The organism is Streptomyces gelaticus (assembly GCF_014649535.1).
Lineage (GTDB): Bacteria > Actinomycetota > Actinomycetes > Streptomycetales > Streptomycetaceae > Streptomyces > Streptomyces gelaticus.
Window position 1 is genome coordinate 17,821 of sequence record NZ_BMTF01000043.1, and the last position, 13,204, is coordinate 31,024.

The 13,204-nt window shown below is 66.6% G+C and carries 10 protein-coding genes; 8 read left to right on the top strand and 2 right to left on the bottom strand.

Features of this window, described 5'->3' with window-relative positions; genetic code table 11:
* Positions 1-1,012: 1,012 nt before the first annotated feature.
* From IE107_RS33130 to IE107_RS33155, 6 genes are all read left to right on the top strand, one after another.
* Positions 1,013-2,263 carry a ParA family protein gene (locus IE107_RS33130; RefSeq protein WP_189548054.1) on the top strand — a complete coding sequence of 417 codons (1,251 nt, stop codon included), beginning with the start codon at positions 1,013-1,015 and terminating at the stop codon, positions 2,261-2,263.
* Positions 2,260-3,528, top strand: a complete 1,269-nt coding sequence (locus IE107_RS35985; RefSeq protein ID WP_189548055.1) for a ParB/RepB/Spo0J family partition protein — start codon at positions 2,260-2,262, stop codon at positions 3,526-3,528. The genes IE107_RS33130 and IE107_RS35985 overlap by 4 nt, the downstream gene beginning before the upstream one ends.
* Before the next feature lie 713 nt (positions 3,529-4,241).
* Positions 4,242-5,354, top strand: coding sequence for a bifunctional DNA primase/polymerase (locus tag IE107_RS33140; protein ID WP_189548056.1), 1,113 nt, complete (start codon positions 4,242-4,244; stop codon positions 5,352-5,354).
* A 110-nt stretch (positions 5,355-5,464) separates the two neighbouring features.
* Positions 5,465-6,883 carry a DNA primase family protein gene (locus tag IE107_RS33145; protein ID WP_229867448.1) on the top strand — a complete coding sequence of 473 codons (1,419 nt, stop codon included), beginning with the start codon at positions 5,465-5,467 and terminating at the stop codon, positions 6,881-6,883.
* Positions 6,880-7,269, top strand: coding sequence for a DUF6009 family protein (locus tag IE107_RS33150; RefSeq protein ID WP_189548057.1), 390 nt, complete (start codon positions 6,880-6,882; stop codon positions 7,267-7,269). The genes IE107_RS33145 and IE107_RS33150 overlap by 4 nt, the downstream gene beginning before the upstream one ends.
* Positions 7,270-7,433: 164 nt before the next feature.
* Complete coding sequence (locus tag IE107_RS33155) at positions 7,434-8,972, top strand: FAD-dependent monooxygenase (protein ID WP_189548058.1); 1,539 nt, start codon at positions 7,434-7,436, stop codon at positions 8,970-8,972.
* Between the two features lie 26 nt (positions 8,973-8,998).
* Here IE107_RS33155 and IE107_RS33160 read toward each other — a convergent pair whose 3' ends face one another.
* Entirely contained in the window at positions 8,999-9,670 is a 672-nt protein-coding gene (locus IE107_RS33160; RefSeq protein ID WP_189548059.1) for a ScbR family autoregulator-binding transcription factor, read from the bottom strand.
* 128 nt (positions 9,671-9,798) lie between these two features.
* Here IE107_RS33160 and IE107_RS33165 point away from each other — a divergent pair, with 128 nt between their 5' ends.
* On the top strand, positions 9,799-10,638 hold the full coding sequence (locus tag IE107_RS33165; protein ID WP_189548060.1) for an NAD(P)H-binding protein: 840 nt from the start codon (positions 9,799-9,801) through the stop codon (positions 10,636-10,638).
* Positions 10,639-10,779: 141 nt separating this feature from the next.
* Here IE107_RS33165 and IE107_RS33170 read toward each other — a convergent pair whose 3' ends face one another.
* Complete coding sequence (locus IE107_RS33170; RefSeq protein ID WP_229867447.1) at positions 10,780-11,751, bottom strand: ScbA/BarX family gamma-butyrolactone biosynthesis protein; 972 nt, start codon at positions 11,749-11,751, stop codon at positions 10,780-10,782.
* A gap of 455 nt (positions 11,752-12,206) precedes the next feature.
* On the opposite strand from IE107_RS33170, the gene IE107_RS33175 reads away from it, so the two are divergent.
* Entirely contained in the window at positions 12,207-12,827 is a 621-nt protein-coding gene (locus IE107_RS33175; protein ID WP_189548062.1) for a ScbR family autoregulator-binding transcription factor, read from the top strand.
* Positions 12,828-13,204: the final 377 nt, after the last annotated feature.

Sequence of the window (13,204 nt, forward strand, 5' to 3'; positions counted from 1 at the left end):
CTTGTTGCTCAGGCGGTCCGAGGCTATCCCAAAAGTTCGGCTCAGCCTTACTTTTGACGGCTCGACACGCCTCGAGTCACGGAGGTCTGTGTGCTCGTTTCGAAAGTTCGGCTCAGCCGAAGTTTCGGTGCACGGAAGTGCTGAAAGTTAGTGTGACCCTAACTTTCGGTGTCGGTATTGCGGCACATTTTGTTCGGGTCGGTTCGGATCGATGTCACGGGAGGGTGTGTTCGTCCGGTACCGGCACGTCGCTGACCTGCGGTTTTTGCGGCGCGCATCGCCGGTTTGAAAAGTTAGGCTGAGCCTTACTTTTCGGGCCAAATGTGCTGGCCAGGTTAACATTTCGACCTGCCAAATGTGTCGGCCAGAGCATGATCAACTTTGAATATGTGCAGGTCAGGGCGTTTTCGAGGCTCGCCGCCTCTTATAAAGAAGACCCGCACCCGGCGTACGGCCCTGCTCACGGGTGGGCCTGAGTGGGCCTGTGTGTCCGGCCTGTATCTCATCGAGGGTGTGGTGGACGGTCCTGAGGTGAGGTCACCGGCTGAGTCACCTACTCCCCCGCACTGAACCTCAGCCGACGAAAGCCAGCCCCGACGATAGGTTCCCGGACCCTCCGGCGGGAGTGCCTACCCGAGCCACCCACTGTGCTCAGCCACTCCATCGTGTTGTCCGACCCGCAGGGGGATGAACCCGGCCGCCCGCGACGGTTCGCCAACTGGCTTCCGGTCGAGTCGGCGCCCGCGATGGACAAGATGTCCTATGAGCCGCCCACTTGCAGCACAAGGGGCGCGCATTATAGCTGAAGAGTATTCAGACAGCAGGGTTCTTGCTCCTTTGAAGTGTCGGGTTCGGGAGGTGAGGGTGCGCTGGTACGGCGTTGTCTCTCGACGTCACCTCTGGCGGCATCGAGCTGGGCTATCACGGCGTGATAGCCCCTCGCACGGAAAAGACGACACAGCTAACGTGTCATTGGCTTAATTGATCTATGACGTTAGTAGAGTGACGAACTATGACGACTCCCGACTCCAGGGGCGACCGAGAGAAGGTCGTCTCCAAGCTGCCCTCCTGGCTCCGTCAGGAACTCAAGATCCGCGCCGTTCAGCACGGCATCGACATGCAGGACGCCGTCGAAGCCGGCATCACGACATGGCGCGCGCTCGGCTCCAACCTCTCCCCCATCGACACATCTGGTGCGGAGTCCTTTGCCACATTCCTGCCCGGCCAGCTGTGGACCGGATTCCGATCGGACTGCAAACGCCGAGGCGTTTCCCTCATTCAGGGCCTGGCCCAGTCCGTGCGCGTCTGGCTGGACAGCCATCCCGCTCCTGCGGTGAAGCGTCCCGACATCGTCCGACGCGTTGTCATCTGCAATCAGAAGGGCGGGGTTGGTAAGACCGCTGTCACTGCCGGAACCGGCGAAGCCCTCGCGGAAGATTCCACCGCCCTTGTGCCGGTCCGGGTGTCCAAGCACTTCGCCGCACTGCTCGAAGAGGACGAAGAAGCCGCCAGCGATCCGCTCGCCCTTGAGGATCTTCCCGGCCTCGGGCAGCGCGTCCTGCTCGTCGATTTCGATCCTCAGGGACACCTCACCAAACAGCTTGGCCACGCTCCCCTGCCCATGGACGGGGACTCCCTCACCAATCACATGGCTGGTGACGGCAAGAGTTCGCTGAGCGACCTCATCGTGTCGATCGACGAGGACCGGTTCGGTGGGCGTCTGCATCTGCTGCCGGCGTGCACCGATGCCTTCCTTCTCGACGTACGTCTCGCTTCCGTCCGTGCACGCGAGGCCGCTCTCGAACGAGCCCTCGCCGCGGTCGAGCCCGACTACGACGTCATCCTGATCGACTGCCCGCCCAGCCTCGGGCTCAGCATGGACGCCGCCACCTACTACGGGCGTCGCCGCCCTCAGGAAGTGCCCGGCAATTCCGGCGTTCTCATCGTTGTCCAAGCCGAGGACAGCAGTGCCGACGCCTACGAGTTGCTCACGTCCCAGATCGAGGACATGCGCAATGACCTGGCGCTCGACGTCGACTACCTCGGCCTTGTCGTCAACCACTACGACGCCCGCCGCGGCTACATCGCAACCTCCTCGCTCCAGTCCTGGATGGCCATAAAGGATCCGCGGGTCGTAGGCGTCATCGGAGACCTCAAGGAACAGAAGGAAGCAGTCCGCGCCAAGCGACCGCTTCTTGCCTACGCACCCCGCTGCGAACAGTCCGTCGCGCTTCGCGCCCTCGCCCGGGAGATCAGCAAGTGAGCAAGGCCAAGAACCTCGGAGCCGGCTCTTCCTTCGCGCAGGCCCGCCCCATCAGTGCCCGCCGGGCTGCCATCGGTGCTGCTACGGGTGTGCCGACGGCCGGTGTACCCGATCCGACCGAGCTCTCTCTGAGTCTCATCAGCCAGAACCCCGACAACCCTCGCGAAGAGCTCCGTGATCTTCAGGGTCTGGCCGAGAGCATTTCGGAGATCGGTCTCGTCAACGCTGTCACGGTGGCCTCCGTCGATGCCTACCTGGCAGAGCGGCCGGATCGTGCGGCTGACCTCGACGAGGGCGCCCGGTACATCGTCGTCGACGGTCACCGCCGACTCGCCGCTGCGCGTCTTGCCGGAGCTGCGACGATTCGCGTCAGCGTCGACAACGCTCTGGTCTCCACCGACCAGGCGCTTCTCGAAGCAGCCTTCGTCGCCAACGTCCACCGAGACGATATGAACCCTCTGGAGCAGGCCCAGGCGCTTCGTACCCTGGTCGACTTCTACGGTTCTCAGACCAAAGCCGCCAAGCGACTCGGTATCGCCCAGTCGACCATCTCGTCGAAGCTCTCTGTTTTGGACCTCGATCCTCAGCTGCAGGCGGACCTGCTGGAGGGGCGCCGCAAGATCGAGCATGTACGGAATCTCTCCAAGCTGCCGCCCGATGAGCAGCGTCGGCAGGCGGATGCACGGGCTGCCGCAGGCGATCAGAGACGTTCGGCGGCACGTGAACTATCACGCCGTGATAGCCAGGAGAGCGGGGGAGTGGCGGAGCCCGCTGCCAGGTCTGAGGCTTCCGATGGTTCAAACGCTCCGGGCAGCCCCGTCGAAGAGCGTGCGCGGGTATCACGGCGTGATAATCCGGAGGAGCGGGATGCAGAGCTATCACGCCGTGATAGCCCGGGGGAGCAGTCAGCTGAGCTATCACGCCGTGATAGCTCAGGGGAGACGCAGGCCCAGCTATCACGGCGTGATAGCCCGCGGCAGCAAGAGGGTGAGCTATCACGCCGTGATAGCTCCGGGGCTCGGGAGCCGGTCCCGTCGATGCACGATGAAGTACCTGGGCAGCGATCGGAGCATGCCGAGCGCCAGGTGGCACCGGCACAGCTGGCTCCGGGGGAGTCAGGCATCGTCGCCCTCGGCAAGGTCACGAAGATGCCCTGGCACGACGGTCACCAGGTTGCCGACCTGGTGCTGCGGAAGATGGACGAGGCGCAGCGGAAGATCCTGGTCGACAGGATCCTCGCCGAGGGCACCAACTCGGCCCGATGAATGGCCCGGTGAGTTCGGGTCGGGGGCCGGCGCAGGTCTCCGGCCCGGCCCGGTCGCCGCGGTGGTGGTGGCGGCGGTCGTTGTGACGATGGCGGTGGTGATGGTGAAGTGGGGCGAGGAACTGCTCGGCGTAGCCGGGGAGTTGGCCGAATGCGCGGCGTAACTGCCTTGCTGTGGGCCCACATGGGCAGGTTCTCCACGGGCGCGATTGGCTGGTATGCGTGGGTGCGGGCCGTCATGATGCGGACGCCGCTTGAACCTGGATACAGCCGGACTCGAACGGTTCGTACGGTGGGGAAGCGGGCCCAGCGACTGAATGCCAGCGACCGAATGGGTACTGAGTCGCTCTGGTCGTAGAGGTAAAACCGCAGGTCAGAGCTGCATTCGGGGAGATCAGCGACTGAAGCGACTCAAGTTTCAGGTATATGGAGACATTCGTGCGTGTGCGTGTAAGCGCGTGTGTGCGTCATATATGGGGAGCTTGAGTCGCTTCAGTCGCTGATCTTTGTTGCACAAGCCTCCGACCTGGTGTTCTGTGTGCCCGTAGGCGAGCGACTGAGCGACTCTCAGCCGCTGGGCACTCAGTCGCTCGGTCGTTGGGGCTTCTTGTAGATGCGTACATCTGTTCTGTCTCATCTGCCTCTCCTCTCCCGTAGATTTCGCTAATCTGATTTTGGGAGTTGAGTCGCTTCAGTCGCTGATGGGGGAAGTGAATGGCAGCTGAGCTGCAGGTTTCGCGCAGCGACCCACGGCAGTTCGTGAGATCTGCACCGGTCGCTTCGCAGCCTCTGACAACTGCCTCGTGGTGTGCGCGCCAGGGGTGGCCGGTTCATCCTCTCGCTCCGGGTCGCAAGACGCCTGTGGGCAACTGTGAGGTCTGCCGTGTTCAGGGTCATGCCCGAGGGGGGTGCGACTGTATTCGTGCGGGCCGTTGGTGTCACGGCTTTCATGCGGCCACGCTCGACGTTGACCGGATCCAGGAGTGGTGGGGTTCCCGCCCCGATCTCGGGGTCGGCGTTGCCACCGGCCCGGCCGGCCTCGTCGTCATCGATATCGATGCGCATGAGCGTGAACTCCCCGACCGGAACCGGCTGCTCCCCGGTGTCGGGATCTCTGCCGGGATCGATCTGACCGGCCTGGCCAATGGCTTCCACACTCTGGGTGTGCTGGCCGCACTGCGTGGCGCTGCCAGCCCGGCGGATGACGAGTCGACGCTGCGCGTCCGTACCCCGTCGGGGGGCCTGCACGTCTGGTATCGCAACGACGGCGGGCACCACTGGCAGTGCTCCTCGGGGTCGGGCGGCGGCCGAGCCCTCGCCTGGCAGGTCGATGTCCGGGCGCATGGCGGGTACATCGTGGCGCCCGGGACCGTGACCTCAGCAGGGGTCTACCGGCCGGTGGGGACCATGCGGGTTCCTGCTCCGCTGCCCGCCTGGCTCGCCAGGGAACTGGAGCGCACCGGGCATCTTCCGTCCGCCTCCGTGCCTGGGGCGCGACCCGTGCCGCCTCGCGCCCGGCAGGCGGTTATCGCGGCGGGTGGCGGACGAGGTGCGGGGGAGCGGGTGCTGACCGGGGTACTCGCCGAGGTCGCCGCATGCGCGGCCGTACCCGAAGGCGCCGCGTTCTCCGAGAAGCTGAACCGGGCCTCGTACACCGCCGGCGGTCTCGTCGCGGCGGGGCACATCACCGAGGCCGAGGCCACGAGGGCTTTACGGGAAGCGGCCGAGCAGGCGCGCCCGGGGCAGCAGAAGCGGTGCCTGGCCATCATCCGGGGCGGGCTGAGCGCGGGTCTGGCACGCCCGCTGTCCCTCGGGGGGCGTCCGTGAGCGTGGACGAGGAGAGAGCTTTCACCGGCTTCGACGTCCAGGCCGTGGCCGCGCAGATCCTTGCGCAGCCCGTCCCGGCGCCCCGGCAGAGGGATGAGTCCGCGCGGTACATGGCCGCTGACGCGCCGGAAGGGAACGGTGAGGCGACGGCGGACGGCCTGCTGCCCGACACGCTCACCGACCGCGGCAACGCCAAGTTGTTCGTCAAGCTCTATCGCAACGACTACCGGCACGTTCCCGGAATCGGCTGGTACCGCTGGGACGGCACCCGATGGCAGATCGACGAGGACGACACCGTGATGTGGTCGGCGGGTGACCTGGCGGAGTCCATCGCCACCACCGATCCGCGAGGTGTCTACACCCCGGCCGCCTTGCAGCAGCACCGCCGCCGAACGCTGAGCACCAGCGGGATGAACGCCATGCTGACGCAGGCGAAGTCCGCCCCGGGGATGGTGCTCAACGCGGCGCGGCTGGACGCGGATCCGTACGCGCTGTGCACGCCTGGGGGCGTTGTCGATCTGCGCACCGGGCGCATCCGTCCCGCCGAGCCCACTAAGGACTTCCACTCCCGCTCCACCTCGGCCTCGCCGGAGCCGATGTCCACGCCGCGCTGGAACCGCTTCCTCACCGACACCTTCGGCGAGGGGCCGGATGGTGCGGAGATGATCGACTTTCTCCAGCTGCTGCTCGGCTACTCCGTCACCGGGGACGTCGGCGCTCAGGTCATGCCGTTCCTGTTCGGTTCCGGGAAGAACGGCAAGTCCGTACTGCTGGACGTCCTGATGAAGCTGCTCGGGGACTATGCGGACGCGGCGCCCCCCGGGTTCCTGATGTCGCGTCCGTACGAGGGGCATCCCACCGATCTGGCCGAACTGCACGGCCGACGCGTGATCGTGTGCAGCGAGGTCAAGCCGGGGGACCGTTTCGATGAGGCCCGGGTCAAGCTGCTCACCGGTGGCGACCGGATCAAGGCACGCCGGATGCGGCAGGACTTCTTCAGCTTCGAGCCGACGCACAAGATGTGGCTGCTCGGCAATCACCGGCCCGAGGTGGGTACGGGTGGCTTCGCGTTCTGGCGGCGCATGCGGCTGATCCCGTTCGAGCGGGTCGTCTCGGACAACCGCAAGATCGACAACCTGGCGGACATCCTCGTGACCCAGGAGGGCCCGGGGATCCTCAACTGGCTCATCGAGGGCGCCCGTCGCTACCTCGGGGGCGACAAGGACCTCTCTGGTCCCGAGCGGGTCCGCATCGCGACCACGGCGTACGCCGAGACCGAGGACCACACCGGGCGTTTCGTCCACGAGACCTGCCGGCTGGAGGCCGATCTGCGCGCGGAGCAAGCGCAGTTGTACGCGGCCTACAGGAGCTGGTGCCAGAATGAAGGTGCACCGGCGATATCGTCCCGGGCTTTCGCGGCACGTGTCCGCGAGGTGGTGGGACTGGCGTCACCGAAGGAAATGATCCTTTCCAATCAGCGCAAGTACTACCCGGGCATCGGCCTGCTCGCGGACGAGGAGACAGTATGAGTGCCCTCATCGCAGAGGACGAGATCGTCGACGAGATGGATCTCGTCTGGCTCGAGGACATCAGTCGGCTCGACTATGTCCGCCAGAGCCTGGACCGGTTGCCGACGCGGCGGGGGAGACCCGCGTATCACCGTGACGGACGGATGGTCGGGTACGCCCTGCTGGGGCCGAAAGCCAAGCCGTCCCGGTCCTCCGGCACGTTCCGGCGGCGGGTGTTCTGGCTGCTTCCGCACGACCGTGACACCGAGCCCGACGGGCTGTACGCGAGGGGGGCGCCGGCGGAGGCCGTGGATGTGCGGACTCTGGCGCCGGGCAGCAAGGGACACAAGACCGAGCGCTCGGAGGGCGGACCGATGTCGTCCGCGATGCGGGAGCACCAGCCATGATCTGAAGCTCAACCTCAGCCTCAGGTTGAGCCTTGTGGCTTCTGGCTTCCTGCTGAGCGCGCTCCCTCTGGTTGCCATGGTGCTTCCTTGGTGGATGGATTGGAAACAGTCCGTCCGGTATATTTCCATCAGTGGATGGACCGCAGCCAGGGGGAGGCTTCGCTGTGCAGGGGGAGAGCCGGGTACGGGCACAGGTCGTGGTGGTCGGTGGGGGACCCGTCGGTATGCTCATCGCCGCCGAACTGGCCGGGTACGGAGTCGACACCGTACTCCTGGAATCCCGGGCCGATGTGTCCGAGCAGCCCAAGGCGACCACGCTGCACGCACGGGCGGTCCAGACCTTGGCCCGTCGCGGGCACCTGCCGGGGCAGGGATATCCGTACACCGAAGGCCCGGTGGAGAGCCCGTTCCACTTCGCGGGCCTGCCCGGACTGACCATCACGGCTCCCGCTCGCGAACCCGAGCCGATCCTCAAGTGCCCCCAGGCGGAGCTGGAGCGGCACTTCGAGGCGCGGGCACGGGCCGCCGGGGCGCGGATCCTGCGCGAACACCAGGTGCGCGAGGTGGTCCAGGACGACCACGGGGTACGGGTCACGACCGACGGGCCGCAGGGGGGCACGGTCTGCTTCGCCGAGTACGTGGTGGGGGCGGACGGCGCCCGCAGCACGGTTCGCGACCAGGCGGGCATCGCCTCCGACACCCACCCGGCGACGGTGTCCGCGCTCATGGGGGCCGTGACGCTCGCGAAACCGGACGAGCTTCCCAAGGGCTGGCACCGCACCGAGCGTGGCTGGATCGTGGCCAAGCTCGATGCCGAGGGCCGGACACATATCCGCACGCTGAACTGCGACGGCGCCCACCCGGACCGGCAACTGCCGCCCACTTTGGAGGAGTTGCGCCGGGAGGTGTCCTGGATCGCCGGCCGGGACATCACGATGGACGCGCCGCGCTGGCTCAGCAGGTTCAGCGACTTCGCGCGGCTGGCCCGAACCTTCCGCGCGGGACGGGTCTTCCTGGTGGGGGACGCGGCGCACGTCCACTTCCCGATCGGCGGGCAGGGCCTCAGCACCGGGGTGCTCGACGCCCTCAATCTGGGCTGGAAGCTGGCGCTGACGGTGCACGGATCGGCGGGGGCCGGTCTGCTCGACACCTACGACCTGGAGCGCCGTCCCGTCGCCCGGCGCGTCATCGATCAGACACAGGCCCAGCTCGCCCTGATGCGGCCCGGTCCCGAACTCGACGCGCTGCGCCGGGTGTTCACCGGAGTGTTGTCGGCGGACCGCGAGCACGGGTACCTCGGAGGCCTGATCAGCGCACAGGACACCGTGCTCCCGGGCCACACCGAGGGATCCCGCCGGGCAACGGGAACATTTCTCCGTAACGCGGTGCTCAGCACGGCAACCGGCGAGACCGACGTGATCGGGCTGCTGCGTGACGGCAGGCCACTGCTGTTGCTCCTCGGTGAGGAAAGCAGCGGTCATCAGGAGGAGGCACGGGAATGGGAGGGGGACCTGTATGTGGTTCGCGCCCGGCCCACTCCCGAGGTGCCGCACAACGCGCTGCTGGTGCGGCCGGACGGCTACATCTCCTGGGCGTCGGGGGAAAGTTGTGACCTGACGGACGCGCTGTCGGCGTACTTCGTCAAGAGCGTCGTACCCAAGAGCACTGTCCCTGAGGGCACCGTTTCTGTGGAGCACCCTTGACGGTGCCCCACAGAAACATGCGGCGTTCAGCCGGCAGCGTCGACGAGGTCCTGCATCTCGGCCGCCTTCACGGCCTCGGCGTAGACCGTGGCTCCGCGGCCCTCGGAGAGGTCGAGCGAGGCCAGGACGGAGGGCACCACCGCACTGGGCAGCACATGACGCATCAGCGCCGAGACCCGTCCCACCAGGTCGCGGTATTCGCAGACGGCCTGCGACATGGACTGGATGCCGGCGAAGGAGCCCACGATGACATCGGCCGTCTCGGACGGCGAGATGTGGGGCAGCAACTCGCCCTGGATCTGGGCCTGTTCGAGCAGTTGGTGGCCGACCTCGCCCCAGCGCAGGAACGGCCCGCTGCGGTCGAGGCTCTGGGCCAGCTGATCCATCGTCAGCCGCACGCCGGCGCGCACCATCGGGTCGGTCTGCAGCCGGTGGGCCTGCAGCATCACGACGTCCACGATTTCCTGCACCTTGGAGGGGCGGTGGGGAACGATGATCCGCTGGTCCTGCTCCGCGAGGACGCCTTGAGCCAGGTCTTCCTTCGAGTGGAAGTGGAAGTACAGGGCGCCCTTGGTGACCCCCGCCTCGGTGAGGATCTGGGAGATCGTGGCTGCTTGGTACCCGTGCTCCTCGAAGATCTTGGCCGCCGCCGAAAGAATTGTCTGACGGGTACGGATGGCTCGTAGCTGCTCAGCCACTCTGCCTCCTCCCTCCTCAGGGTGGTCGAACGTCGGGAGGCCGGTAAAGAAACCGTCCAGTTCGTATCTTACAGGCCGCTTCCTCGTCCGTACTGGCCGAGGAAATGTCGGACAAGGGAGGGAAGTCCATGATTCTTGTCACCGGCGCCACGGGGACCATCGGGCGGGAAGTGGTCCGCGGAATCCCTGCTGACCTGGCAGTTCGCATCATGGCCAGGGATCCGGGGCGGGTCGAGGGGGCGGGTCCCGGGGCCGAGATCGTGCCCGGGGATTTTTCGGATCCGGCTTCGCTGGCGGGTGCCCTGCGGGGGGTTCGCACCGTTTTTCTGGTGACCAATCCCGGCGGGGCCGACGACGCCGGCTTCTTCCGGAGCGCCCGGTCGGCGGGGGTGCGGCACGTGGTGAAACTGTCCGCGGCCGCGGTCGCGGACGACCGGGCGGAGGATCTGATCACCCGGTGGCAGCGCCGCAACGAGGACCTGCTGCGCGGATCCGGTATGGAATGGACTCTGCTGCGTCCGCGCGCGTTCATGTCCAACACGCTGTCCTGGGCGGGCTCCATCCGCTCGGGCGACGTGGTACGGGCTCTGTACGGGGCGTCGGCCAACGCCTGCGTCGATCCGCGTGACGTGGCGGAGGTGGCGGTACGCGCTCTCACCGAGGACGGCCATGCGGGCAGGATCCACACGCTCACCGGGCCGGCGGCGATCACCGCGGTCGAGCAGACCGCACAGCTCGCCGAACTCCTGCGCCGTCCACTCCGGTTCGAGGAACTGGGGCCGGAACAGGCCCGTGCCGCACTGGGTGCTCGCTATCCGGCGGACATCGTCGAGGCGCTGCTGGACAGCGCGGAGCGCGGCCGCGAGGGCTCCAAGGCGGAGGTGGACGGCACGGTCGCCGCTCTGCTCGGCCGGCCGGCCGGAACCTTTTGCGGATGGGCGAGCGATCACCTGAGTGCCTTCGGATGAGTGCCGCGGGACGCTGGTGAGGGCGCTTGCGAGGGCACTGAATGAGGGCTCTGGTGAGGGTGCTGATGACAGCACAGGGCGGCGGCTGCCCGGTGGGGGCAGCCCGCCGCCCATCATGGGTAAGCCGCTGTTCGACACTGGTCAGATGCCGTTCGTCAGAGGTTGGCCGTCGTGCGATCCGGCAGTCACCGTGGAGTTGAAGACGAGCACACCGTCCTGATGGGCGGTCACCAGGACACTCTGTTCGCCTCCGGGGGGCGTGCCGGGCAGCATGGACGCCTCGATCATGCACGGGGAGTCCAGCTCGACGTACCGCTTGAACTCGTTGGCGATGCCGAGCGGGAGGTAGGAGGACCGGCCGAGGGCGGCCGCCGTGGCCTGGCGGGCGGCTTCGATCAGCACCATGCCCGGCACATGGTCGACGGCGTGCTCGAAGAGCACGGGGTGCCGTGTGTCCATCCGCAGCTGCCAGCGGTTCCGCTCGCTCGTGGGGGAGAGCACGACGTCCATGGGCGACATGCGTCCGACGCTCTGGGGAGCCGCCGGGCTGATCAGTGGCAGCTGGTCCCAGTTGCCGCCGGGTACGTGCTCGCCGCGCACCCGGCGGTAGACCGAGGGGGCCATGCAGGAGAAGGAGCCGCCACCGGTCGCCACGACGTTTCCGTCGCGGTGGAAGACCGCCTCGAAGCGCAGCCCCGCCAGGTTTCTGCCACGCCGGTTGAACTGAGTGCAGTGGACGTCGATGCTGAGCGCAGCGGGCTCGTACCCCATCCGCAGATGCTCCGGACGTACGGTGATGTCGAGGTCCCAGACGAGGAACTGGTGGCCGAAAGGCACACCGAACTCCGCGTGTCCCAGCAGGATGCCGATCTGGCGGATCGTCTCGCAGCCGATGAGCGGATCGTGGTAGCCGTCCGCGACCGGAGTGAAGAAACTGTGGCCGCGAGGCCATTGGGCGGAAACGACGAAGTGGGTGTCGTCCACCTGCTCCCAGTCGGTGAGCATGACCTCCGCGACTGCGGACCGGTGTACGAGTTCTTTGGGAACGGTGGTGGTCAGAGTGGTCGGGTAGTCGCCGGGCTTGATGGTGGAAGCCTTGGCGCCTCTGGTCATTTCTCTGTCGAACGCTGTTCGTTCGACCTGAAACGTGCTCGCAGACATTGCTCCCCCTGGGCGGGCGCGAGAGGTGTGTTCAGGACTGGTCTGTTCCTCGGCTTGAAAATACATACCAACCGGTTTAATTTCTAGTGCTTCTGACTTCTTGTCATCCAAAAACGGCGGAGGTTTTCATTCCGGTTTGCCTGTCCTTGGGATGAGACCAGGCAGGTGCGTTCCAGCGCCGAGTCAGTGTCCGCTTCCCGTCCGACATGGTTCGAGCGTGACACAAGTCGCCCTTGAGTGGGGTGACTCAAGGTGCGCCCGCGGCGTTCTGGCTGGTGGGTCGCCTCCGGTCCCCATGTTTGACAAAAGAAGCCAGGGAATCTCTTCAGAAACCGCGCGTGCGGTTTGTTATAGTCGTCCCTGCCTTTCGGTAAGCAGGGCAACTCCCGGCAGTGACGGAGCAGTTGATGGTCAAACAGGAACGCGCGGCGCGCACGCGTGAAACCCTGATCCGGTCCGCGGCCGAGGTCTTCGACCGGGACGGTTTCTCGACGGCGTCGCTCACTGCGATCAGCTCGCGGGCGGGGGTGAGCAACGGGGCGCTGCACTTTCACTTCGCCAGCAAGGCCGTCCTGGTGGACGTCGTCGAGGAGGCGGCGCTGACCAGGCTGCTGGCCGTCACGAACGGCGCACTGTCGCTCGGGGCGGGCCGTATGCAGGCTCTCGTAGACGTCACCCACGCGCTTGCCGAGGCGCTGCGCAGCGATGTGGTGCTGCGGGTCGGCTTCGCGCTGAGCGGTGAGACCTCCCGCTCAGCGCGGATGGATCTGCGGCAGCGCTGGCGGTGCTGGGTCGAGGGGACGCTGAAGCAGGCCGAAGCCGAAGGCGAATTGCGCCGGGGGACGGCGGTCCAGGACGCGGTGACCGCCGTGGTGGCCGCGACCGTGGGATTCGAGGTGCTCGGGGTCAGCGACTCGACGTGGCTCTCGGCGTCGACGGTCACGCGGTTCTGGCGACTGCTGCTGCCGACGCTCGTGCCGGCGGCGGGTCTTGCCGTGATCGAGGCCGGGGGGACCCGATGCCGCTGACTCGTGAGGTGACGGCCCCCGGTCGAGGTGACGGACCCTCGGCCCTTCATGTCCCGTGAAGGGCCGAGGGTCTTTCGTGGTCGAGCGCGGTCGAGCAGGTGGCAGGTAAGCGGCTGTTCCGAACGAGAAGACCTGTCGGTTCGTTTTGGCGAGTTCCCTCCGTTCTGGATGAGGGATGCGTTGGCTCTCCAGGAGGCTTCCGTATCGTCGCTGCACAGTAACTATGCAGCTCAGGGAGTGGATTTTTGAGGGGGCGCCAGGTCGGGCCCACGTCCACGGCATCACCATCGACTGGACGGCCAGCACGAGCGCCCGCTCCGGCGGATCGAGATACAGGCCCACCACGTCGTGGATCTTGTCGACGAAGAACGGGTCCG